The organism is Microcoleus sp. w1-18aA5 (assembly GCF_036701705.1).
In the GTDB taxonomy this organism is placed as follows: Bacteria; Cyanobacteriota; Cyanobacteriia; order Cyanobacteriales; family Microcoleaceae; genus Microcoleus.
Map to the genome: position 1 here is coordinate 48,849 of NZ_JAUPTE010000025.1, position 24,831 is coordinate 73,679.

22 protein-coding genes are annotated in these 24,831 nt (G+C 44.5%); 9 read left to right on the top strand and 13 right to left on the bottom strand.

From position 1 onward, the window contains the following. Positions 1–99 precede the first annotated feature (99 nt). From Q5691_RS11800 to Q5691_RS11830, 7 genes are all read right to left on the bottom strand, one after another. A complete protein-coding gene (locus Q5691_RS11800; RefSeq protein ID WP_333208704.1) occupies positions 100–867 on the bottom strand; it encodes a hypothetical protein in 768 nt (255 codons plus the stop codon). Beyond that, on the bottom strand, positions 860–1,999 hold the full coding sequence (locus Q5691_RS11805; RefSeq protein WP_333344941.1) for an AAA family ATPase: 1,140 nt from the start codon (positions 1,997–1,999) through the stop codon (positions 860–862). The genes Q5691_RS11800 and Q5691_RS11805 overlap by 8 nt, the downstream gene beginning before the upstream one ends. Before the next feature lie 319 nt (positions 2,000–2,318). Continuing rightward, positions 2,319–4,208 carry a hypothetical protein gene (locus Q5691_RS11810; RefSeq protein WP_333311141.1) on the bottom strand — a complete coding sequence of 630 codons (1,890 nt, stop codon included), beginning with the start codon at positions 4,206–4,208 and terminating at the stop codon, positions 2,319–2,321. Positions 4,209–4,361: 153 nt separating this feature from the next. Beyond that, positions 4,362–5,036 carry a nitroreductase family protein gene (locus Q5691_RS11815; protein ID WP_333208699.1) on the bottom strand — a complete coding sequence of 225 codons (675 nt, stop codon included), beginning with the start codon at positions 5,034–5,036 and terminating at the stop codon, positions 4,362–4,364. Positions 5,037–5,198: 162 nt separating this feature from the next. After that, on the bottom strand, positions 5,199–6,182 hold the full coding sequence (locus Q5691_RS11820; RefSeq protein WP_333084831.1) for a GntR family transcriptional regulator: 984 nt from the start codon (positions 6,180–6,182) through the stop codon (positions 5,199–5,201). Between the two features lie 208 nt (positions 6,183–6,390). Then, on the bottom strand, positions 6,391–7,953 hold the full coding sequence (locus tag Q5691_RS11825; RefSeq protein ID WP_333344943.1) for an adenylate/guanylate cyclase domain-containing protein: 1,563 nt from the start codon (positions 7,951–7,953) through the stop codon (positions 6,391–6,393). Positions 7,954–8,137: 184 nt separating this feature from the next. Continuing rightward, positions 8,138–9,526, bottom strand: coding sequence for an aminopeptidase P family protein (locus Q5691_RS11830; protein WP_333344945.1), 1,389 nt, complete (start codon positions 9,524–9,526; stop codon positions 8,138–8,140). 395 nt (positions 9,527–9,921) lie between these two features. Here Q5691_RS11830 and Q5691_RS11835 point away from each other — a divergent pair, with 395 nt between their 5' ends. Continuing rightward, entirely contained in the window at positions 9,922–10,365 is a 444-nt protein-coding gene (locus Q5691_RS11835; protein WP_333208691.1) for a DUF4332 domain-containing protein, read from the top strand. Between the two features lie 71 nt (positions 10,366–10,436). Then, complete coding sequence (locus Q5691_RS11840; protein WP_333208689.1) at positions 10,437–10,796, top strand: Spx/MgsR family RNA polymerase-binding regulatory protein; 360 nt, start codon at positions 10,437–10,439, stop codon at positions 10,794–10,796. A gap of 2 nt (positions 10,797–10,798) precedes the next feature. Here the strand turns inward: Q5691_RS11840 and Q5691_RS11845 are convergent, their stop codons facing one another. From Q5691_RS11845 to Q5691_RS11855, 3 genes are all read right to left on the bottom strand, one after another. Continuing rightward, positions 10,799–11,215, bottom strand: coding sequence for a GNAT family N-acetyltransferase (locus tag Q5691_RS11845; RefSeq protein WP_333208687.1), 417 nt, complete (start codon positions 11,213–11,215; stop codon positions 10,799–10,801). A 105-nt stretch (positions 11,216–11,320) separates the two neighbouring features. Further along, positions 11,321–11,920, bottom strand: a complete 600-nt coding sequence (locus Q5691_RS11850; RefSeq protein WP_333208685.1) for a Uma2 family endonuclease — start codon at positions 11,918–11,920, stop codon at positions 11,321–11,323. Positions 11,921–12,073: 153 nt separating this feature from the next. After that, a complete protein-coding gene (locus tag Q5691_RS11855) occupies positions 12,074–13,645 on the bottom strand; it encodes an NAD(P)H-quinone oxidoreductase subunit N (RefSeq protein ID WP_333208683.1) in 1,572 nt (523 codons plus the stop codon). Positions 13,646–13,868: 223 nt separating this feature from the next. On the opposite strand from Q5691_RS11855, the gene Q5691_RS11860 reads away from it, so the two are divergent. The 7 genes from Q5691_RS11860 to Q5691_RS11890 all read left to right on the top strand — a co-directional run bounded on the left by Q5691_RS11860 (position 13,869) and on the right by Q5691_RS11890 (position 19,751). Then, positions 13,869–14,738 carry a phosphotransferase gene (locus Q5691_RS11860; protein WP_333208681.1) on the top strand — a complete coding sequence of 290 codons (870 nt, stop codon included), beginning with the start codon at positions 13,869–13,871 and terminating at the stop codon, positions 14,736–14,738. Between the two features lie 194 nt (positions 14,739–14,932). Then, positions 14,933–15,157, top strand: a complete 225-nt coding sequence (locus tag Q5691_RS11865; protein WP_333230671.1) for a GrpB family protein — start codon at positions 14,933–14,935, stop codon at positions 15,155–15,157. A 14-nt stretch (positions 15,158–15,171) separates the two neighbouring features. Next, the gene (locus Q5691_RS11870; RefSeq protein WP_333208679.1) at positions 15,172–15,387 is read left to right on the top strand and encodes a hypothetical protein; all 216 of its coding nucleotides are present in this window, start codon (positions 15,172–15,174) and stop codon (positions 15,385–15,387) included. Between the two features lie 35 nt (positions 15,388–15,422). Next, complete coding sequence (locus tag Q5691_RS11875) at positions 15,423–16,415, top strand: ABC transporter substrate-binding protein (protein ID WP_333311144.1); 993 nt, start codon at positions 15,423–15,425, stop codon at positions 16,413–16,415. Further along, on the top strand, positions 16,412–17,389 hold the full coding sequence (locus Q5691_RS11880; RefSeq protein WP_333311145.1) for an ABC transporter substrate-binding protein: 978 nt from the start codon (positions 16,412–16,414) through the stop codon (positions 17,387–17,389). The genes Q5691_RS11875 and Q5691_RS11880 overlap by 4 nt, the downstream gene beginning before the upstream one ends. Positions 17,390–17,398: 9 nt before the next feature. Further along, positions 17,399–19,489 (top strand): SpoIIE family protein phosphatase, encoded by a 2,091-nt coding sequence (locus Q5691_RS11885; protein ID WP_333344947.1) that lies wholly within the window; start codon positions 17,399–17,401, stop codon positions 19,487–19,489. 127 nt (positions 19,490–19,616) lie between these two features. Continuing rightward, positions 19,617–19,751 carry a helix-turn-helix domain-containing protein gene (locus tag Q5691_RS11890; RefSeq protein WP_333344953.1) on the top strand — a complete coding sequence of 45 codons (135 nt, stop codon included), beginning with the start codon at positions 19,617–19,619 and terminating at the stop codon, positions 19,749–19,751. Between the two features lie 68 nt (positions 19,752–19,819). On the opposite strand, the gene Q5691_RS11895 is transcribed toward Q5691_RS11890, so the two are convergent. The 3 genes from Q5691_RS11895 to Q5691_RS11905 all read right to left on the bottom strand — a co-directional run. Continuing rightward, positions 19,820–20,833 carry a poly(ethylene terephthalate) hydrolase family protein gene (locus Q5691_RS11895; protein ID WP_333344949.1) on the bottom strand — a complete coding sequence of 338 codons (1,014 nt, stop codon included), beginning with the start codon at positions 20,831–20,833 and terminating at the stop codon, positions 19,820–19,822. 219 nt (positions 20,834–21,052) lie between these two features. After that, positions 21,053–22,429: a response regulator gene (locus tag Q5691_RS11900; protein ID WP_333208667.1), complete on the bottom strand. Its 1,377-nt coding sequence runs from the start codon at positions 22,427–22,429 to the stop codon at positions 21,053–21,055. Continuing rightward, positions 22,426–24,831 (bottom strand): PAS domain S-box protein (locus tag Q5691_RS11905; protein WP_333344951.1); only part of this gene is annotated, 2,406 nt, incomplete at its 5' end. The genes Q5691_RS11905 and Q5691_RS11900, both read right to left, overlap by 4 nt.

The window sequence follows — 24,831 nt, forward strand, 5'->3', positions numbered from 1 at the left end:
GACTTATGCAATAAGTGATTTTACTCGCTACTGATAGCGGTAAGGCGCGCAGTGCAAACCGGCAATATAGAGGTGATGCGTAAATCGTGAATTACTTTTTTAGTCAGATAAAATGATGGGAATTAATCGTTCCTCGATTTCATCAATATAGGCTGTTAAGCCTGTATGAACACCTTTTTTTCGTAGAAATTCCAGAGGCGTGTCTTCCCAGCACTGTTGTTCGCGCTCCATTCTGCCACCTGTTAGCTTTTCGACAACAACTTTAGGATTTCTAATGCGATCGGGTTCTGTCAATGAGTTAGAGCGTAGTCTGTGTGACTCCTCGCAAGGATTAAACGTCAATTCGGTCGTTATCTCTTGAAGAATTTGTTTTTCCTCTTGATTAGATGGAACAAACCCATTCAAAACCCAGGCTTCCCGCATTCTGTCGGGTGTACCAATAATAATTGCTAATTTAGGTTGTTGATCGATCTGTTCTAAACGTGCTTGCTCGATATGTTCTCTTCGCTGAGGTTGATTGTCTAAATCACGCATAAAAATAACGGCTTTAATATCTCTCTTTTGTTTGTATTGTAGAAAGCTGATTAACTTCATAATTTTATAAGCTGATTGACCATCAGTTTTAAACTTTCCATTTGATCTGATGGTGGGAAATTTAAATTTATCGGAAAGACGTTTAGTTATATCATCGATATTTTTCCAGCAAGAATTCTCTGTACCAGCTTCTAAACCACTCCATTGAAAGTGGTGTTGCAGGGTCTCATGCTCTAACCAATCAATTTTATCCACAAAAAGGCGCTCAGCTAATTTAGTAGCGGTTCGTGCATCTGCGCTACTTTCTACAATCACCACAAACTCATCAATCATTTATTTCTCCTGCAACCACCCAATCTTCTCCCTCCGCATCCCAGAATTCTCCGGTGGTTAAAGTTTGTTTTGCCCATTCTACATCAGGATGTTCATCCAATCGTTTGCAACGAGTCACACCTGAATAGTTGTTACTTAATACATGAACTTGAGAAGGCGTAAGTTCATCCACAATATAGGGAGAATGAGTCGAAAAAATAATTTGCAGATTGGGGTTGGCTTGAATAATTTCCTTAAAAACAGCGATCAATTCTCGTTGCGCTTTGGGATGGAGTCCCTGCTCAATATCATCTAGTAAGACTAAATTAGGTTGATTGGGATTCATCAAAACAGTCAGTAATCCGAGAGCGAGCATTGTTCCTTCGCTTATGGCATGGGCTGGAATACGCTTACCAGTATTCATGTCTAGGACAACTTCTTGCCCTGCAATTTCCTGACTTTCTTCGTAGGAGATAGACTTTCCATCGACTTCGATTAAGCGTTGACGATTGACCATAACTTTAGCTCGCCTTACCCCTACCTCGCGTACACCTGGTACAATCCGTTTCAACATTTCTTGTAAAGATTGAAATTTATCTGGAGCTTCGTCACGAAGATAGTCTAAGGTAGGTGCTAACCCGGAACCATCGAACTCAACTCGCGGTGTAATTGCATCACTGTAAGCTGCTTTAGCAAGGTTAGTAGCTACTAGCTTCAGGTGAACTGAGTATCTCAAAGATTGGGGTATGGGATCTGGAGCATTGCTCAACGAGCTTTTCCATCCTTCTAAACTCCCTTCTTGATCGACTTTCCATGATGCTTTCGGGAACCAAGGAGGATTAAACCCTTGTTGCCAGTGATAGGAAGCCTCCCACTTTCTTTGATTATGATATCTCCAGAAACCTCTGCCAGTAACAGACATATTATTTTCTCCACTGGTTGTAAGAAATTCCGGGGCTCTTTCATACTGAAAAATATGTGCAAATGATGATTTATCGTAATTTGCAAGTCTACTAAGATAATGTAATGCTTGCAAGACTGATGTTTTACCAGAACTGTTTTGTCCTACGAGTGCGTGTAGGCCTGAACTATCTAAACTAAGTTCTGTATCTTTATGACTTTTGAAGTTATGAAGTTTGACCTTTTCTAGCATTTGATTGCTAACATCCTTTTATACAGTTTGATTGCCGAGCTTGTAGTCTGTGTTAACGAAGGAAGTCAGGACTTACTCAAAAAGTGGTTTCACACGCTACTTATAGCGGTAAGGTGCACAATGTGCACCCTACGTATAGAGGGCAGTTGGTGATCGCACTCCGACTCAAGAAACCAGGTTTTTTACCGAATCTGCGGGCTGCAATGAGGTATTTTGGTTAAAAAACCCGGTTTCTGACCATCCGTGCGTCGAGGACTAAAACAGCGAACAAGGCCAAGGATAAAAATAGGACGATCGCACTTCAACGCACTTCAACGGGCTACTTCGGTTCGTGACTCCCAATTCGCTTGCCTTCGCCATCGTACACCTGCATCGGGATTTTGGCGTTTTCGGCGATCGCCTCCAAAGCTTTTTGCAATGTTTGAACGTGCTTTTCTACAGCTTGGCGAGTCTTCACAGCATTGTTGTTGTTTGCTTGGATGAAGGTTTGTTGCAGTTTCTGCACGTAACCTGGAGTCATCTGCACAGCAATCAAATCTTTGCTAACAGTATAGTCGCAAATCTTGGGGTTGCCTTTGCAAGTTCTATCTAAATCGGTGCGGGCTTTTTGCAGGTTCCTTTCTTCCTGCAACTTTACTTCTGCTTGCTGCAATGAAGTTTTGTAGGAAGCGATCAGCGGTTGGACTTTCTGGGAATATGCAGTTGCTGCCGGCACTTGCTCCGCGTAACTCAAAGCTCTTCGCCAGGATTCTGATGCTTTAAACCAGGCGTTTTTGCCCTCAAAAATTTGAGCTTCCGCTGCTAAAGTTACAGCTTGAGTATACGCATTTTCCGAAATTCCTTCGACATTTTTGCGCTCGCGAGCTTCTGAAAGTTTGGTTTCGTATTTGGGAACTAGCAGTTTAGCTTGTTGGTAAGATGTCGTGTTCGTGGGAATTTCTGATAGGATGTCGAGGGAGTCTTCCCAACCTGATTGCACTTGATCCCAAGTCTCGGCTGTCTGAGCTACGGCTTCGCGAGCTTCTGCTATTTGGGCTCTACTTTTGGCGGCGAGCAGCGTTTTTTCCGCTTTTTTCTCTGTGCTTAACTGCCGATTTCCTGTTGCTACATTCTTCCGGTATTCCTGCTTTTTTTTCTGAGCAAAAGCATAAACTGGACTGTCTGTGGGGATTTCTCCGAGTTCGGCGATCGCACTTTGCCACAGAGCTTGCGCTTCCTGCCCGTCCTCAGCCGAATAAGGCGGATTTTGGGTTTTTTGGGATGCTGACTGTGCGAGGCGCGCTGCATCGATCGCAGAGTTTAAATTCTGATTTTGCGAACGGTAGCTTTCCAGGGCGCTTTGAGCTTCACCGCGATGAATTGACCATGAGGGAATCGGTTCCAAAAGGGCGATCGCCTGTTTTAACTGTCGCTGCGCTTCTTGGGGACTGTTGGCAACTTTTGACGTTTTCAGCGTCTTCGTCGAATTCTCGCTCAACTGTTTGGCATTAGCTAAAGCACTACATCCTCCGATGACGCAGGGTCGGCTCAGCATATAATAACCGCCTGCCAAAACTAGCGCGGCGACACTGATGATTCCTGCAGCAGCCAGCATCGCAAACGGTGAATGCTTGGGTTTTTGGGCAACTGTTACCGCTTCCATATCCAGCGGATTGAAAGGATTGTCTCCAATATCTGCCGGGATTGCAGCTACCCTAAAGGCGATCGGATCGGAATTGCTGGAACTCTCAGACAAATTGGGGAAATATTCTTCATCCCACGTATCTTTCCCATCTGTTTCTAACGGTATCTCCTCCTCTAGATCCGCCGTCTCGGCAACATTTTCTGTTAAGACTATCCCGGTTTCTTCTGCGGGTATATTCTCGCTTTTTTTGAACAACTTCACTGTTTTTGGTTTTGACAAAACAGGGTTGTGCATGGTAAAAGAATGGAAAGCATAAGGCTGTTTTTGCCCGGTAATTTTTAGGCAAAGTCCAATCTGTTGAATAGATTCTGGTTCTATTTCAAGAATTGCTGCTTCTAGCACCGCAAAAGTCGGTTTGGCTTTGAGAACTAAACTGCGCGGGTGTTCTCCCACAACCGTTAAAGATTCATCTCGAAAATCACAACTAATATAAAGCGGTAAGTTTTTAAATCCGGCTGCTTGCAAGTGTTGCTGCAATTTTACTTCTAGAATTTGTGCGTTGCTTTGTCGCGTTGCTACTGTCATATTTTCTCCTCTGTCTGATCTCACCACTTGAAATTTTAGATTTTAGATTTTAGATTTCGGATTGCGAAATCGTCGGTATTTCCGATTGGTTTGAACTTGTACCGACTCCTTCAACTCTCAGCTCTCAAATCTTAACTCTCAAAATCTTAACTCTCAAATCTCAATTTGCAATGCCTGCCCATAACTTTCGCTGTAATAAACTTGAGTCACGTCAAAACGTCCGCCATATTGTTTGAAAGGTTCTGCTGCATAACCAAGCGGCAGCAAACAGCAAACATCTACTTCTTCTGGAATTTGAAAGGCTTCTTTCACCTTAGCGCTGACAAAACCTTCCATCGGACAACTGTCTAGCCCAAAACTTTTAGCTGCAATCATTAAGTGAGCTACTGCGAGCATTGTATGTCTGTTTGTCCAAGTTTCTAGGGAATCGAAGCAGGGACGGTTCTCGAACAATTGCGGGATTGCTTGTCGCATATAACCGGCTAAATTGTCATTCATTGCGCCTGCTGCTTTGCCCAATTCGATGACGGCTTCGGTATTTTCGGGGCCGGCGGCGCGTCGATCGCCACAGCAAATTAATACTGTTGGGGCTTCTACCACTTGGCGCTGATCGAAGGCGCAAGCTTTTAATTTTTGTTTGCTGGCGGGGTCTTGAAGTACGATAAACCGCCAAGGCTGCAAATTGTAACCAGAGGGCGATCGCACTCCCAACCGCAAAATCTCTGCCAATATGGCTGGGGGAATCGGATCTGGTTTGAAGCTTCGGGCGGCGCGGCGACTTTCGATCGCGGTTTTAACATTAATTGAAGGTTGGATTTCAATTGTCATGGATAATTGGTAATTGGTAATGGTAATTGGTTATTGGTAATCGAGAATTGAGAATTGGTTATTGGAAATTAGAACAACAACTATCAACTGTCAACTGTCAACTGTCAACTGTCAACTGTCAACTGTCAACTGTCAACTGTCAACTGTCAACTGTCAACTGACTTACCCCAAGCCCAACTCGCGCTTGAGCAAATTAATCGACTTAGATCCGATGTAATTTTCGGAGCATATCAGTTGCGGGGGACGAATAATATCTTCTCTAGCCGCATTGATGGCAGCTTTTACTGTAGCAAAACTCGGTTGGTCGCAAAAAATTGTTCTAGCCGATCGCACGATCGAGTTAATCTTGTACTCGTCTGACACCAAAGCCGTCATCACCAGCAAATCCTCTCCCCGGATGCTGTGGATGATGACTTCGGTCGATCGTAGCATTCCCGGACTCAGGCTGACGAGACCCAAATAACTGTCTTTGGGCAAACTCCCGACTAGCTGGATTTCCTGGCTGTAGTCGTAGATGTCTACGGGAATAACTCGCACAGAACGCGGTGCCGAAATCGATTCTGCTTCTCCGATAAAATATCGACTCGTGATCACAGTTCCCGAAGAGATTTGATCCAAAAAAGTACCTAGCTGTTCCATCGGCACTAACTGTATGGGAATGCGAAGAGCTTGTTCGAGTTCTTTCGCCATCAGTTCACCCACGCCGATGTCTTCTGTGGGGGCTGTGACGACCACGCGGGCGCTGCACCTGAGCCGCCAGTCAATTTCGGCCAAAAATAATTCCCTCGCTTGGTTGAGCGTACAGCCCTGTCCCAGCAGTTGATCGATACTTCCTTGCACTATTTTGTTGGCAAGGGGATATTCTTCGAGAATCGGAGATTTGAGTTTGTTGCCGTGTTCGTTGCCTAGGGCGCGGACGTAAATGCCCGATCCTGCTTGCGCTTCTACGAGTCCGGTATTTTCGAGCTGGCGGTATACTTTGCTGATGGTGTTGCGGTGCAAACCTGTCTGCATGGCTAGCTGTCTGGTGCTGGGCAAGCGGTGTCCGGGCGGAAATTGTCGCGAGGCGATCGCAAACCTGATTTGATTGAATAGTTGGGTGGATGCTGGAATATCGCTATCTGTTTGAATATGAAATTGAACCATTATTAAAGGCTCCGACGACTTCAACTTAGTATTTATATAACCTCGAGTACCGCGCATAGAATTGCTCGGATATCTCTGTCTATAGCATAATCTTATTTGGTTGATCTGCAGCAGCCGTTCTACCACAGGACGATCGCGCCGAAGAAGCGATCGATCGCAGCCTCCGGCATTTCCTCAACAATCAGGTACTTTCCAGTCTTAGTTTTATTTACTCTGCAATTTTGAGATCGCTTACTGTGTTTCTCCCCATCAGGAAATAAGTTTGCATTTGCCCTTGACCTTTAATCTCGATCTCGCCGCGATCTTCAAATTCATATTTATCATGCAGCAACTTATGAGTATAGTGGCTGACTTGAATGCGACCTGTTATGCCGTGAGATTCCATACGGCTGGCTGTATTGACGGCATTTCCCCACAAATCGTAAATAAATTTTTTAGTGCCAATTACCCCCGCTACCACCGGGCCGCTATTAATCCCGATGCGGAGGTCAAAGTTCGCGTCTAGCTTCACATTTAATTCCTTAATTGCTGCTAGCATATCCAGCGCCATTTCGGCGATCGCCTCTGCGTGGTCTGGACGTTCAATGGGAATACCGGCTGCTACCATGTAAGCGTCCCCGATCGTCTTGATTTTTTCTAAGCCGTGCTTCTCACTCAGTTGGTCAAAAGCTGAGAAAATTTCATTCAACAAGTACACTAATTTAGTGGCGGACATGGTGGTAGAAATTTGGGTAAAATTCACCAAGTCAGCAAAAAGAATTGTGGCTTTTTCAAACTTGTCTGCAATTACCCCCGGTTCGTGCTTCAACCGATCGACGATCGGTTCGGGCAAAATATTTAGCAGTAAACTTTCAGTTTTTTTCTGTTCTTTCCTGAGTGCAGATTCGATCTGCCTGCGCTTAGTTATATCATGAAAAAACACAGAAATGCCGTCGTGAGAAGGAAAAACCCTGACTTCCAACCACACTTTTAAGGGACGATAATATTTTTCAAAAGCCACTCCAATTTGTTTGGCTACAGCTTCATGATACTCTTTATAAAAATCAGAATTTACGAATTCAGGAAACTCTTCCCAAAAATTTTTACCATAAAGTTCTTCCTGCGAGCGCTTCAAAAATTGGGACCCTTTGTAATTGATGTAAGTAAATCGCCACTGAGTGTCGAAAGCAAAAAAAGCATCGCTCATTCCTTCTAAAAAATTGACAATTTGCTCGTCGGTAGAACGGAGTTTCTCTTCTACTTGTTTGTTCTTGATCTGTGCACGCTTTAATTTAGTCAGATTTATTCGCAACTCCATGTGGTTGATAATTTGCCGTCCTAAAGTCCGCAGCGCTTCTAGCTGTTGTGGGGTGAGATTACGAGGAACTGTATCTATCGCGCACAAAGTGCCGATCGGATAACCGTCAGGAGTTACTAGCGGGGCTCCAGCATAAAACCGAATATTTGGATTGGAAGTTACTAGCGGATTGGCGGCAAAGCGATCGTCATCTAAAGCATTGGGTACAACTAGCAATTCGTTGGGATTTAAAATAGCGTGGGCGCAAAAAGCTGATTCTCTCGGAGTTTCGGGCGCTTCCAGACCAACTTTGGATTTAAACCACTGTCGGTTAGAATCTATTAAGCTTACTAAAGCAATAGGAGTGCCACAAATATAAGATGCTAAAGCTGTTAGGTCATCAAAAGCGGCTTCGGCTTCTGTGTCGAGAATGTTGTAGCGGTGAAGTGCTTCTAGCCTCTCTTCTTCGTTGCTGGGCAAAGGTGCAGCTTGCATGGGAGGCCGCGAGGATATAGGTTTACGAACACTGCGTGGAAGTATTATTGCTGCGAATTTTCTGACTTGCGAGAGCACTTTTTTAACTAATATCAAAAGACTTGTTGGCCAATCTTTATTCATCTTTATTTATTGTTTTTCACCCCTGATGGAACTGCGTATGTGTGATCGAAGTAGGTTATACTTACGTATTTACCGCAACTAACTCCTCAATCTCCGGAGCTTTTGTGGGCAATTTCCCTGTCAATACTTCTCTACCGTCATTGATGACAAGTATATCATCTTCTATGCGTATCCCCCGCACATCTGCAAATTTTTCCAAATCCTCCCAGTTTACGGAATCTTCATATTTGGCGAGGTTTTCTGGGTTATTTAAGATTGCCGGAACTTGATAAAATCCCGGTTCGATCGATACCACCATTCCCGGACGCAAAACTCGATTCAAGCGCAAAAATCCCAACCCAAACCGACTGCTTCTGGTTCTTCCTTCTTCATAGCCAGCCAAATCGCCTAAATCTTCCATATCGTGAACATCCAAACCGATTAAATGTCCGATTCCGTGGACAAAAAATAGCGCGTGAGCATCCATTTCTACCAAATCTTCAACATTGCCGCGCAAGATGCCCAAATCAACCAATCCTTCCGCCATAATCCGAGCAGCTAATAGATGAATATCTTGATATTCCACCCCCGGACTAATTTTATCAATACAAGCATCGTGTGCTGCCAAAACTACATCATAAATCGCTCTTTGAGTCGGAGAAAACTTGCCAGAAACTGGCCAAGTGCGAGTCACATCAGCCGCCCATCCCGTTGATGTTTCCGCACCCACATCTGCTAACAGCAAATCTCCGGTTCGTAGGGAATTGTGATAATGTTCGCTGTGCAGCACTTCTCCATGCACGGTAACGATACTGGGATAGGCATAGGTCATATTTTTGGAGATGATGACACTTTCCATTGCAGCGCGCACCCCTGCTTCAATTTGAGCATTTCGAGTTGCTGCCATACCCGCTTTGTGAGCTTCTACAGTAACAGCGGCAGCTTGACGCAATTCGACCAAACTGGCTGCGTCGTGGCTCAGGCGCAGAGATACGATCGCCTTGGTTAATTCTAGGTCGATTCCGGTTGACGAATTGGGCGGTGCCAGAGGGCGATCTAGAATTTGAGACTGTTGCAACTGAGTCCAAGAATCCTGAACTGCGATCGTTGCTGCATTTGTTGATCGCGATTTCAATGCGGCCATTGGGAAAGCAGCATCTGCCCCCATTAGTTCGGCAATTTCTTCTCTTTTCGGCATTTCTCCGTGCCAAAGAGTGCTGCTAGCAGGTGCGTCATCTAAGAACAATTCTAACTTGCCCGATTCTAAGCGAATGGCAGCATTTTCTAAGGGCAAACCAGCAAAATATAAAAAGTGACTGCTGGCACGAAATGGATAAGTAAGTGCCGGATAATTGCGAGGAATGCTGCGCCCCGACCATAAAATTACCGGAAAATTAATTAAACTAGCCAGTTTTTGCCACCGTTGCTGTAAAGTATGAGTTAACAAATCATCACCTTGTGTAATTGTCATGGGTAAAAACCTATAATTTTGAGTTGGGTTTGCAGTCAGCCACAAGTTTTTGCATTCTCAGCATTAAAAAACTAAAATTCGGACTGCCAACTTGGCAGGCATTTTTGAGGAAATCCTCATCGGTCACTTCTTTTTTGCTAGCATTTATAAGCTGTCTTTTTTAGAGTCTTTCTCGTCATCGCCGGGATGATTTGGTTAAGCAGTAAGCCTGATCACTCTCAGTAAAAACAGGCTAAAAGTGTTTTTCTGCAAGCAATGAGCAGAAATGTCACAACACCCGCAATTAGTCAAATTCCTTGGTCTGGTTTTTGTTGATTGGGTGGCGTGAGCGATATCCTCTATTGACTGTTTGATATATGAGACTTTAAAGTATAAGTAAAATTAACTGAAAAAACATGAAAATTTCTCATAAAGCTCCTCAAACTTCTGTGCAAGTACGCGACTGGCCGATCTCACATTTACCGGGATTGAGCAAGGAAAACCAATCTCAACTGGAAGAGTGCAGCATCACCACAACCGGACAACTAATTCGCATGACGAAAACGCAGGCGGCGAAAGTGTTGCTAGCCCATCAATTACAGATTAACATTCAATATGTTAATAAATGGGTAGCGATGGCAAATTTGGCTCGAATTCCGAGTGTAGGCTGTCAGTATTGCGGGCTGTTACTGCACGCGGGTGTTGCTTCGCCGGCTCAATTGGCTCAAATGCCCGTGGAAAGATTGCATCAACAAGTTTTAAGGCTGCACGTAGCGACGATGCAGCGCAATGACTTGACTCCTTCAGTCGATCGCGTGCAAAAATGGGTTCAACAAGCTAGATTAGTCAGTAGTCATTAGTTAGTAGTCATTAGTCAGTTGTTAGTTGTTATTAGCAAACAGTCAACAGTCAACAGTCAACAGTCATTATTATGTCAATTCAAGTTTACGGAATACCGAACTGCGGCACCTGCAAAAAAGCTTTCCAGTGGCTCAAAAATAGCGATGTTAATTACGAGTTCATTAACACCAAAGAACAGCCGCCGACTCGCGAAACAATTCAAAGCTGGGTAGCTGCTGTGGGTTTTCAACCCATGCGAAATACTTCCGGTCAATCTTACCGCGCTTTGGGCGACGACAAGAATAATTGGACTAGCGAACAGTGGGTAGAGGCTTTTGCAAAGGATGCGATGCTGCTGAAACGTCCTCTTTTCGTTAAAGATGGAACGGCTGTTTTAGTAGGTTTCAAAGAAGACGCAATTAGAGAAAAATTGGGGCTTTCAAGGGGCTGAGTTCAGCCTGTTGTTCGCCGCATAAACTTCATCTCGCCCACATCATCTGTGAAACCCCAACGCTCGTAAAACGGCATCATGTTGGGCAAACAATTAAGAGCAAAGTTCTCGACAGCTTGCAATTCTGGATGATTTAAAACTGCATCCATCAACTTCGCACCCAGTCCCATCTTTCTGTGCGTCGGCTTGACAATGACATCAAAAATCATCGCTCTGTATACGAAATCGGTGATAACGCGAGTAAAAGCAATTAGTCGATCGCTCTCATCGACCAAACCAATGATAACATCAGTTGCAGCAAGCATTTTCACAACATCCTGCCGCGTCCGCTTGTCGCTCCAAAACTCGTTTTTGTACAAATCCATCAAGTCTGAAACCTGGCTGTCAGCCAAAGTTTCGACAATTCGGTAGTTAACCATATCTTCCCTCATAAAAATTAGAAGACTCAAGTCCTGACCACCAACCAACTTATTATTGTTTTACTGTTACCAAGCTAGACATTGCATCACCCCATAGCATGAATTTTACTGCTGTACTTCCGTTTCCTGGGTTTCAAATACAACCAGCTCATAAATATCCAGCATCGACATTTGCACTTCCACTGAAGCGAAGGAAACTATTGCTGATTCTCCCTCATATTCCCGAAACAACCATTCATTTGATTCTGTTTTAATATATTGTGCGACTAAAAACTCAGATTGATTGACTAACACATATTCACGGAATTCAGGGATCGATCGATAAAACCGAAACTTATCCTCCCGATCGAAATCCTTGGTAGACTTAGAAAGCACTTCCACAATCAGCACAGGATTGAGTATTTCATCTTTCCGTCCCTCTGTGCAAACTAATTCTCCTTCAACTACCATCACATCTGGATAAGTCCCGCGTCGATACCGAGGAATCCACAACCGCAAATCGCTCATAAATGGTCGGGCATTCTTTCCCCGCAAAGCAGATTTTAATAACGCATAAATATTACCGATTATCTGGCTGTGATTAATACTACCACCCGTCATTTGTACAATTTCTCCATCGCGGTATTCATTTCTAAACTCAGCATTTTCCTCTAAGTCCCGGTACTCATCTGGAGTATAAAACTTTTCCTTACTTTGTACTAACATTGTTGCCTCTGTACTAACTTTTATCTGCGTTTATCTGCGTTTATCTGCCTACATCTGCGGTCAAAAATCATAATTAACAGTATATCACAACAAAAAAGAAACGCCCAACTGCAAAGAGTCAGGCGTTTTCCACTATTTCACAAACAGGAAAAATTAATCCCGGCGAGACACCAAATTCGATTCAATTTTCGCACCCACAACAGGTTGCACCTGACTCAAAGCCGACTGCAACATGGGAGTTTTGGTAACAGCATCATTAGCCAAATTAAACAAAGGGTTCGACAAAATCCCCGCCAATGTTGTCGCCACCAAGGTGAGTACAACGCTGACTTGCAAAGGCCGCATTCCCTGAAGGTTCCAGCGAACTTCGGGATAATTTTTTACCGCGTCTGACATTTCTTGAGGTTCTTTTACTACCATCATCTTGACAACGCGGATGTAGTAGTAAATCGAAACTACGCTGGTAATTAATCCCAGAATAACTAAGCCGTAAAGTCCTGCTTGCCAGCCGGCCCAGAACAGATAGATTTTGCCGAAAAATCCAGCCAGGGGCGGAATTCCACCGAGAGAAAGCAGGCAAATACTTAAGGCTAAAGTTAACAGCGGGTCTTTTTGGTACAAACCCGAGTATTCGCTAATTTGGTCGGTTCCAGTCCGCAGCGAGAACAGGATAATGCAGGCGAAAGCACCCAAGTTCATAAACAGGTAAACCAACATATAAAATATCATGCTGGAGTAACCGGCTTCTGTTCCTGCAATCAAACCCAGCATTACAAAACCGGCTTGGGCGATCGACGAATAAGCCAAAAGCCGCTTCATGCTAGTCTGGGCGAGGGCAACCACATTTCCCAACACCATACTGAGAATGGCTAAGGCCGTGAACACGAACTGCCACTGTTCGATAAGTGCGGGGAAAGCAGTTGTTAACAAGCGGATTGCTAGGGCAAAACCGGCTGCTTTGGAACCGACAGAAAGAAAGGCAACAACGGGTGTAGGAGAACCTTCGTAAACGTCAGGAGTCCACTGGTGAAAGGGAACTGCAGAAATTTTGAAGGCGATGCCGGCGATCGCAAAAACCAAGGCAATCACCAAACCGAGAGATTGACCTTCATTCACAGTAGAAAGGTTAGCAGCGATCGCACTTAACTGAGTTTCGCCACCCGACAACCCGTACAGCAGCGAAAGCCCGTAGAGAAACACTGCCGAAGAAGAAGCGCCAATTAACAAATATTTCAAAGCAGCTTCATTGGAACGCGGGTCGCGTTTTGTGTAACCCGTCAGCAAATAAGACGAGATACTCAGAGTTTCCAACGAAATAAAAATCATCACCAATTCATCAGCGCCGCTGAGGAACATTCCCCCCAAAGTAGCGGCGAGTAAAATGCCGATGAATTCCGCTAAAGCAGTACCAGTTTGCAGTACATAGCGGACGGATATCAAAATAGTGACAGCCGCAGTCAAAGCGATAATGCCACGAAACACTAAACTCAAGGCATCGCTGTTAAAACCGCCTAGAAACGAGATGGTATCAACGTTATCCCACTGCAAACACAAGGCAGCGACGGCGGCCAACAAACCCGCAACGGCAACGTAGGGAGTCCAACCCGAGGAACTGCGGCCTACGATTAAATCGCCGACGAGAACCACCAAGAGGGTGATGATGACAATTCCCTCTGGCAAGATAGTTCCAGCATTTAGCTGGGCAGCAAGAGTAGCAAAATCCATATTTTCAGGCAGGTTGGGTAGTACAGACCGAAAAGCCTGTGATGGACACAGAACTCGTAAAAATTCTTTACCAAACAAAGATTGTATCGCGGAAGCTCCCTCGTGCTCTCTGCGTTGCGAGTGTGAGCTTGTGTATTACAATATAATACAAAGAAGTAGGTTCGCAGTTGCGCGTTGACTCGTCGGCTGCGGGCAACTGCGAACCAGTTTTAATGTGCCGCTTATGCCATCCACAGAATTCGATCGCCCCGCACTTACAGCCCGCGCCGTCGCAGCATCGGTGTCTGTTGCCTCTGCTGCGGGCATTCGCGTAAACGACCCCCACGTGCTTGCTGACGCCTATTCCGTGCGAGTTCACCTGAAACCTGCACCCATTGTGGCTCGGATCGCTACCCTAACCCCCGTAGTGCGATCGCCCGTCGAGTCTTGGTTGGCCCGCGAACTCTCTGTCGCCGCCTTTCTGGCTGCCAAAGGCGCTCCTGTAGTCCCTCCCAGCGATTTTTTACCCCCGGTACCCCACCATTGCGACGGTTTGACGATGAGCTTCTGGCGCTACTTTGAACCAATCTCTGATGCTTTGCCCGATGGGGCGACAGTCGGACGAATGCAAGCTGAACTGCACGCTGTTCTGCGCGATTACCCGGGCGATTTGCCGCTGCTGCCGCCCCTCAACGATATTCCGCGCGGGCTCGAAAGGCTCGAACAGCTTGGCAATATTCTGTCGGAAAGTGACCTGACGCTGCTGCAAACAACTTACGATCGCCTGCTGAGGCAGTTAAGCAATTCAGTCAGCGTGTTGCAGCCGCTGCACGGGGATGCCCATGCCTTAAATTTAATTCCAACTGCGAAAGGATTGCTGTGGAACGATTTTGAGGACACTTGCACCGGTTCGATCGCCTGGGACTTGATTAACCTCGACGATGAGGGGATAGCCGCTTATCCGAATGCGCTCGACTTTGCCAGCCTGGAACCGTACCGTAAAATGCGACACCTACACGCGATCGTTTGGGTATACGCGATGTCACCCGAGTTCCCCGACTGGCTCGAATCTGCTAAAACCATGCTCGATAACTTGCACATACTTAAGTCCTAATCATCATTATTGTGGAACAGGCTAGGGAAGCCTGTTCCTGAATATGCTGCCACTTTAAAAACCCCGATTTAAATTGAGTTTTGGTAAAAACTATTTCGCTTTTATATTTTATATTTTATATTTTCGGGTGCGCCGATGGAGCTGATAAAATAGTAACGGTCGTGCCAAATAATATTTAGCCAACAGAAAAAATTCTGTCTTTACCTCACTTTAAAAACTTCCGAAAAGTACAAGTAGTTCACCACGCTCCAGCAGGGCGAATTACCTTGCTTAAAGAGTCAAAAAAGATTGCATTAGCAATTGGAGAAAAGGCTATCACCGTTCACCATATCGGTAGCAAAGCGATTCGGAGCATTTATGCAGAACCGATTATTGATTTATTAATTGAGGTCAAAGACTTTGCTAAAGTAGAAAGTTAAACCAATAATTCGCCATGACTGACTCGCTAAGTGCCTACAAACGGCAGATTCTCAATGACTTCAACAACCGCCCCGACTACGAGAATGAATTTCACAAACAGGCTACAAGTCGGTTAGTAGAATTGGCAAAAGTGCGATCGGGCAAGCTTGTTATAGATATAACCACCGGAACAGGTTTAGCGGCGATTGCGGAGGATGCACTTAGGTCGATCGGGTGCAAGCAAATATGAGTCGCCTTTTCTACACCAGGAATTTTCTAGATAGTATGTCTAAACTACTCTCTTACATCTGTATATTTATTATTACCGGCTGGCTGCTGTTTGCTTGTGATTCCCCGGAAGCCCTAAAAGTAAAACGTCCTCCCCTAAAAGTATCTTTTGTCCCTTTTGTTAGCTATACACCTCTCATCATTGCTCAAGAGAAAGGATTCTTCAAAGCACAAGGGATAGACGTGGAACTGGGCTATGTAGACTACTCACAATTGCAAGACGCGGATTTCAGTGCAGGGAAGTATGATGCGATCGGATTGACCTTGGGCGATTTGGTGATTTTGAGTGCCACAAATCCTGATATGCAAGCTGTGATGGTTTTGGATGAATCGACAGGTGCAGATGTGGTAGTCGCACAATCGGGGATTAAAACAATCCCTAACTTGAAAGGGAAAAAGCTTGGGGCACATCTAGGCAGCTTTAGCGAGGTTTTCGTGACTGAGATGTTGAAAACCTCTAAACTGACAAGCGATGATGTTAGCCTGGTTCAAGTCGAGCATTTAGAAATTCCCGATCGCTTACAAAACAATGCTATCCAAGCAGGACACACTTGGGAACCGTATCTTTCTGAAGCATTAAAATTAGGGGCGCATATCCTGTTTACAAGCAAACAAACCCCAGGCTTAATTTTGGATTTAATCGCGTTTCGGGGTGAGGTGATCCGCCATCGCCCCGAAGATATTCGCGCCTTTGTGCGAGGCTGGCTTCAAGGCTTGTCATATTGGGAAGCAAATATTCCCGAAGGAAAGGAGATCGTGAGCAAAGCGCTGAATATACCCAGCAATACACTCTCTTTCGAGGGAATAGACTTTACTGACTTTGCAAATAATCAAAACTTCTTTCAATCAGACAGTCCTAATTATATCTCCAAAACCGCCAAGAAATATGCAGACTTTTTTATTCGCACGGGCAATGTGACGCGCCTTCCCAATCTAGAAACCTTGTTCAATTCTTCTTTTTTACCCCCCCCTCCTAGCCTGAAACCATGAAGCGCTCATTTTTAAACAGCCTCTTTATTATTACCTGCTGCCTGCTGTTTGCTTGTCATTCTTCGGCACCTCTAAAAGTAAAACCTCCTGCCCTAAAAGTATCTTGTGTTCCTTTTATTGGCTATACACCTCTGATCATTGCTCAAGAGAAAGGATTCTTCAAAGCGCAAGGGGTAGACGTGGAACTCAGCTATATAAAGCACTCACAATTGCTTTTCGCGGATTTCAGTGCAGGGAAGTATGATGCGATCGCATTGACCTTGGGCGATTTTGTGATTTTGAGTGCCACATATCCTGATATGCAAGCTGTGATGGTTGTGGATGAATCGACAGGGGCAGATGTGGTAGTCGCGCAATCGGATATTAAAACAATCCCTAACTTGAAAGGAAAAAAGCTTGGTGCAACTCTAGGCGACTTTAGCGAGGTTTTCGTTACTGAGATGTTGAAAACCTCTAAGCTGACAAGCGATGATGTTAGACTGGTTAAAGTCGAGACTTTTGAAGTTCCCAATCGCTTACAAAACAATGCTATCCAAGCAGGACACACTTGGGAACCGTATCTTTCTGAAGCATTAAAATTAGGGGCGCATATCCTGTTTACAAGCAAACAAACCCCAGGCTTAATTTTGGATTTAATCGCGTTTCGGGGTGAGGTGATCCGCCATCGCCCCGAAGATATTCGCGCCTTTGTGCGAGGCTGGCTTCAAGGCTTGTCATATTGGGAAGCAAATATTCCCGAAGGAAAGGAGATCGTCAGCAAAGCATTGAATATTCCCATCAATACCATTTCTTTAGACGGAATAGACTTTACTGACTTTGCAGAAAATCAAAATTTCTTTCAATCAAACAGTCATAATTATATCTACAAAATTGCCAAAAAATATACGGACTTTTTTATTCGCGCTGGCAATGTGACGCGCCTTCCCAATCTAGAAACCTTGTTCAATTCTTCTTTCTTAACCCCCCCGTCCTAGCCTGAAACCATGAAGCGCTCCTTTTTCAAAAGCATTCGTACAAAGTTAATTTTCTCGTTTCTCCTCGTTGCTCTAATTCCGTTGCTGCTGTTAGCATTTGTCAACAAGCAGACAACTGAAAAGGCATTGACCGACAACGCACGACAAGCGCTATCTGCGGCGGCTAACGAAACCGCTTACAGAATAGATGGGTTTATCGATGGGAATCTCAATGCCGTGCGCGTAGAAGCGATTTTACCAGGTTTGGCTGCCTATCTGGGCATACCTCCAGAACGGCGAAATGGTAGTCCCCAAGAGATGTTAGCGACTGAAACCTTAACCAGGCTCAGTCGCAAAGATACGCTTAATATTATCTCCTATGCCTTGCTCAACTTAAAGGGACGGAATGTACTCGATACGAATACACTGGATGTGGGACGAGATGAATCCGGTCAAGATTACTTCCAAGAACCGCTCAAAACTCAACTATCTTTTGTTTCTAGCATTAGGCAATCGCCGACAATTCCCAACCTCGTTACGCTCTTCTTTAGCAGTCCTGTTCGCGATGCGAAGGGAAATATATTGGGTGTATTGCGGGTGACATACAATGCCACATCTGTCCAGCAGTTGGTGAGTCGGAAAACTGAACGTGCAGGTGCGAAATCGTTAGCCGTTCTTTTAGATGAGAACTATATCCATCTGGCACATAGCACTACACCGGAACTCCTTTTCAAATCAATTGTACCTTTGTCACCCAATGTTGTAGTGAAACTGCAACGCGAAGGGCGTTTGCCTAAAAATATAACGGAAGAACTTGCAATCAATTTGCCCGACCTCAAGCAGGCTTTAGACACTAAACAGCCTTATCTAATCACACGATTGACAGCTACGGGTAATAATGAGTTAAGCCTCTTAGCGATCGCCCGCCTGCAATATCAACCTTGGTCAGTTCTTTTCGCACAACCCATTGCCGTTGCCCTAGCACCTGTAGAAAAACAAATACAGGATGCACTTCTTTTATTAGCAATCATCGCCACAATTGTAACTATCATCGCTTTGGCGATCGCACAACTATTAACCAAGCCTCTGATTTACCTCACCCAAGCGGTTGCCCAGTTTACGGCGGGTCACTTAGATATGCGTGTGAAGATGCGATCGCGAGACGAAATTGGTCTGCTAGCACGATCCTTCAACAGCATGGCGAGGCAAATTCAAGAATCATTTGAAACCCTCGAAGACAAAGTTAAAGAACGAACATCAGAACTCGCTAATGCTAATCAGGAAATCATTACCCTCAACGAAAAACTCAAAGTAGACAACCTCCGCTTAGGTGCAGAAGTGAATGTGGCGCGTCAGATCCAGCAAATGATTTTGCCTAACCCTCATGAACTGGAAATTGAGGGACTAGATATCGCCGGATACATGGAACCCGCCGATGAAGTAGGAGGGGACTACTACGACGTGCTACAGATCGATGGTGTGGTCACGCTGGCGATCGGTGATGTCACCGGACACGGCCTGGAAAGCGGCATTCTGATGCTGATGGCGCAAACCTCAGTTCGCACCCTGCAAGAGATTCGTGGACTAGATCCAGTTCGATTCCTGGATGTACTCAACCGTACCCTCTACAAAAACGTGCAGCGCATGAATTCTGAGAAAAGTCTGACGCTGGCGATTTTGAACTACTCCGAAGGACGGATCAGCATCAGCGGTCAGCATGAAGAAACGCTTGTTGTGCGAAACAATGGAGAAGTTGAGCGCATCGACACGATGGATTTAGGTTTCCCGATCGCTTTAGATGATGATATCGCAGGCTTCATCAGTCACATCCTGATTGAGCTAGAACCTGGAGATGGCGTGGTGCTTTATACTGATGGGATTCCAGAAGCCTATAACATCCGCAAAAAGCAGTATGGACTGAAGCAATTGTGTCAAGTGATTAGTCAAAATTGGCACAAGTCTGCTGCAGAAGTTAAGGATGCGGTGATTGTAGATGTACGGCAACATATCGGTAAGCAGAAAGTGTTTGATGATATTACCTTGCTAGTCTTTAAGCGGCAGGATGACGTTACTGAAAAGGGAAATTTAGTTAATAATATCATTTCCCAAGAAATATGCTAACATGAAGCTTAGACTTTGAGAAATACTTGACTTGATGAAAGTAAACTACCAATAAAGAATTGATTTAACAGCAGACGAGTTAAAAATAATTCTGTCCGAATAGCGAACTCTACCTAATAAACAAAAAATACAGGCACTTTATTGGTTAAAAACTGGAGCGAGTCAAAGCCTTACAGATGTAGCTGAACCTTTAGGTGTACATAGAATTACTGTACATAGATGGTTAAAAGAATATAGTGCCGGCGGTCTGTCAGATCAGTGATCCCAAATAATAAAAATTTAGGCACACTATGTATTAGCCTTAATCTATCTTACGTTTTTTAGGTGGAGCTACTTAGAAGATGGTTTGGGAACTGGAACGGTGGTAACACGGACATTCGGATCGAGGGCGTCACCTTGAGAGTAAATATAATCAAATGCCGATCGATCTTTAAGCATATGTGCCCGCAGAAACAGCCCGCTCCAACGGGCGATCGTTTCAATACCTACGGCTCGCTCTAAGGTAGCAGTATTGCGATCGGGCATCGCACCAGCGGGGTTATTAACATCGGTAATGCCGAAGTGATTTGCACCCATAACAGTAATCAAAGCTTTGGGTGGTGTTTGAATTTGGTCAAAGGTGCTTTGAGATCGATCGGGCAGGGCGACACCATCGATATCCCCTTGAATCAACGCCACTGCAATGCCATCATTAGCGATGGGTACAAATTCATTAGCAATGGGATTCCGCAAGTTAGCTCCAAAAAATGCAGCCGCTAATAGTTCTTTCGGGCGCGTAAATGGCTCTTGACACAAATACAATTCTGGGAGGCATTTGTTGGCAATCACTGATAACCCCACCGCACCACCAAAAGAATGACCCAATAAACCAAGGCGCTGCGTATCGATAACAGACGCGATCGGAGATGTGGGCTTTGTGTTTTCGATCGCCATTTGCGACAAAACCGCCGCAATTTGCGAAGTTTCCGACGCCAAATTAGGCGGTGAACTGGGATTGAAGGGCGAAGGCCGCAAATGGTTCGGAACGACTACCACAAAGCCGTACCGCGCCACATGGCTAGCGTAATCTGAATAAAATGATTTATCTACAAGCGCACCTTGCAATAAAAGTACAATGGGGAAAGAGTAATTACCCAAACTAATATCAGATGGTTTAGGATAATAAATGTCAGCTAAATCGTTATTAGCAGATATCATCGTACTGTAAAAGCTGGTTTCTTGAAATGGCGGTGCATAATCGATTGTTGTGGCAAAGACTTTGCCTCCAAGGACAACAAATGCAGCAATTACACAAACAATTGCTAGGGTTTTTGCTGATAAAAAATGAGGGTAGAAATTCATCATTATTGTGGGTTTGAGAGTGCGTGCATAAGCTACGCAAAAAAACAAGTCGGTGACCGTTGGCAATTTAAGGAGCGTTGCCGGAAAATATTTCGGACTCTGTGGCTAAGAGTATCAACTTGTGATTAATAGAAATTTGTCTCAAAATTACAAATACACTGACTCATAAATAAACAAAATTCCTGATTTTACACCATGTTTGACTACTTTTATTTTAGTGGCTTATAACCCGCCTAAATCTTCTTCAAAAAAACGTTTTGTAGAGTGGTAAATCGGAAGTTCGATGGCGAATGTCGCCCCTTGATCCGGTATCGAAAAACAACGGAGTTGCCCCCCGTGGTCGTCCACTACAATAGTATAGCTAATCGATAACCCCAAACCCTTTCCTGTTCCCACTGTCTTTGTTGTAAAAAATGGCTCAAGTATGCGTTGTTGAATATCTTGGGTTATGCCGGGGCCATTATCAGTAATATAAATACCCACTTGAAAGTCGGAGAGTAACTTCGTGCAAATAGTAATAGTAGGGATGGATCTGCTATCATCTACATCATTTGCCCAACGTTTTGGGGATTGCAACGCTTCAATCGCATTCGTCAGAACATTCATAAAAACCTGATTCATTTGCCCCGCGTAGCATTCTATCTTTGGCAGATCATCATACTCTTTTACCACTTTAATTATCCTTTGATCTGCTTCATCTTTTAGCCGATGCTGCAAAATCATCAGCGTACTTTCAATTCCTTCATGAATATCCACCACTTTTAACTCAGCTTCATCGAGTCGGGAAAAATTCCGCAGCGATTGCACTATTTCTCCGATTCGGTCAGCTCCTATGCTCATAGAAGCAATTAACTTCGGCAAGTCATTCCTGAGAAAAGCGAAATCGATTGCCTCCAGTTGTTCCTGGATAGCTGCTGTGGGATTGGGGAAATCTTCTGTGTAGAGTTGCACCAGCCTCAGCAAATCTTCAGTGTACTCCCTTACGGGCGAGAGGTTCCCTTTAATGAAGCTAATCGGGTTGTTAATTTCGTGAGCTACCCCTGCTACGACATTCCCTAAACTTGACATTTTCTCGCTTTGGATGAGCTGAGCTTGTGCATTTTGTAACTGTTGTAGAGCCAGCTCTAGTTGTTGGGATTTATTCCGCTCTTTAGCCTCAGACTCCTGCAATCGCGCATTTTGCTCGTGCATTTTTTTTTGCAAACGTTGAATAGTTAGTTGATTTTCGACACGAGCTAAAACTTCTTCTAAATGAAATGGCTTGGTGATGTAGTCTACTCCTCCCACAGCAAATGCTTTGACTTTATCCAAGACTCGATCTAGGGCGCTCAAGAAAATAACTGGAATACCCGAAGTTCTGCCATCCGCTTTTAAATGTTGGCAAACTTCATAGCCGTTCATCTGGGGCATCGTGATGTCCAGTAAAATCAAATCTGGCGGGGTGGAACGTGCTGCTTTTAATGCCATTTCCCCGTTGATTACGCCCCGAACTTTATATCCTTTGTCGCTCAACATAGTCGATAAAAGACGCAGGTTATCGGGGGTATCGTCAACCACTAAAAGATTGGCAACATGAGATGCTAATTTCTGGCTGTTCATGGGATAAGTTGTTCGGTTAAGTCAGTAATTTTATCAAATCGAAAATTATGAATCCAATCGGTGAGAATCTCCGCAGAAAAAGTATCGGATTCAGGGATTGTGGAGACTAAGCTTAAAATCAGGCCGGCATCAGCATCGATAGCTCCATGATGTAACTGTCTCACCCAATCCGTAGGCATTGTCGCCAAAGTTGTCCTTAAATTTTCAGTTTTTTCCCCTTCTTTTACACTCAAGTCTTGACCCTCAAGCTGAGATAATGTAAAGTTCGGTAAATCTTCATAAATATACTGTACCCCTAAATGTTCAGCCATTTTGGCAAAAATAACTTCTTCTTGGAAAGGCTTGCTCACAAAATCGTCACAGCCTGATGATAAAACAATGGCTCGCTCCTCCTCAAAAGCGCTAGCGGTCAACGCCACAATCGAGGTAGCCTCATCTTGAATATTGGCTTTAATTTGTCTGGTGGCCTCATACCCGTCTATCACAGGCATTTGCATATCCATCCAAATTAGGTGAGGTTTCCAAGTTTCCCAGGTTCTAATAGCTTCTTGACCATTTACTGCTTCGCGCACCTCCAAGCCAAGCGGTTTAAGAAGATGAACCAGTAGCAAACGGCTCTCCCATTTATCATCAACCACCAAGATGCGATATGAGGGTTGGTTGGGTTGTAAACCAATTACCCGCCTTCTTAATTGTCGAGGTTGAACTTCAGCCATCTCAGGGGCGCTAATTTGGATATCAAAACTAAAAGTTGTTCCTCGATTCAAGATACTGCTGACGGTAATGTCTCCTCCCATCAGTTGTACGAATTGTCGGCTGATGGGTAAACCCAAGCCTGTTCCTTCTTGAGATTTCCGACCTGCGTCAGTTTGCACAAAAGCCTTAAATAGAGAGCCTACCTCAGTAGGATCAATGCCGTAACCAGTGTCTTCCACTTCAAACGTAATAGTCCGTGGTTCGTTGTCTGTTAGGGACTTTTGTTTCGCGCTAATTGCTCCAACCCGAAGCGTTACACTTCCCTTCGTAGTAAACTTGATCGCATTTCCTAACAGATTAATCAAGACTTGACGCAATTTACTTTCGTCAGTTTTTACATACTGAGGAATGTTAGAATTGATGTGCCACCTGAGCTGTAAACCTTTAGAATCAGCTTTGATTTTGAGCATTTCTTCGAGAGAATGAAGCAAATGATACAGGTCAAAGCTAGTAGGATTTAAGGTGATCCGACCTGCCTCGATTTTAGACATTTCCAGCACGTCATTAATCAGCGTCAGCAAATGCTCGCCAGAACGATTAATGATGCCTATCTGTCCCTGCTGTATGTTAGAAAGGGATGAATCGCGCGCCAGCACTTGGGTAAAGCCGAGAATTGCATTGAGAGGAGTTCGTAATTCGTGACTCATTTTTGATAAAAATTCGCTTTTAGCCTTGTTAGCCGCATCTGCAACTTCTTTGGATTTTTGTAAGGCTGCCTCTGCTTTTTTACTTTCCGTAATATCGCTTGCTGTGCCAGTTATTCCTAGAATATTTCCCTCGGAATCTCGCACTACAAGTGAATTAAACCGGAGATTGATAGGTCTACTATCTTTAGCTAATTGTATAGTTTCATTCTGAAATACGGACTCTCCATTCAGCATACGTTGGAATATCTCGTTATCTTTAGGAAGTTTCTCAGGTGGCTGAAAATCACTGAATTTTCGCCCGATCATTTCTTCAGGGCAGTAGCCAAAAATCTGTTGGACGGCAGCGTTGACGAAGGTATAACGCCCTTCGATATCAAGTGACCAAATCATATCCTGCGATGTTTCAACTAAGTCACGGTATTTAGCCTCGCTTTCTTTGAGCGCTTCTTCTACCCTTTGACGCTCGGTAATGTCGTTAGTGACTAACAGAATACACGCTTCTCCACCCAGCTCAATAATATCTGCTGATACCAGCATCTTCCTCACCTCGCCTGATGAAGTACGACAATCGAATTCCTGATTGCGAACCACTCCTGATTCTTGCAAGAGCTGTCTGTATCTGTCACATTCTTCTAAATTACCCCAAAAATTCAACTCAATTGCTGTAAAACCAATTACCTGTTCGCGAGAGTAACTAAAAGTGCTGAGGAAACTGTCGTTTACTTCGATGTAGCGTCCATCTGCGAATCGGGCGATCGCGATCGGGTTAGGACTGGAACGAAAGGCTTTGGAAAACTTTTCCTCAGACTTGCCCAAGGCTATTTCTGTCTGCATTCTGACAGCCATTTCCTGTTCCAATTCTTGCGTTCTTTCTATAACCTTACGTTCCAGCGTTCGCGAGTATTCCCCTAATTGGTCATAGAGTTGAGCATTCTCAATGGAAATAGCAATTTGGGCAGATAAAAGTTTTAACAATTCTAGCCGATCGGTAGTAAAAGC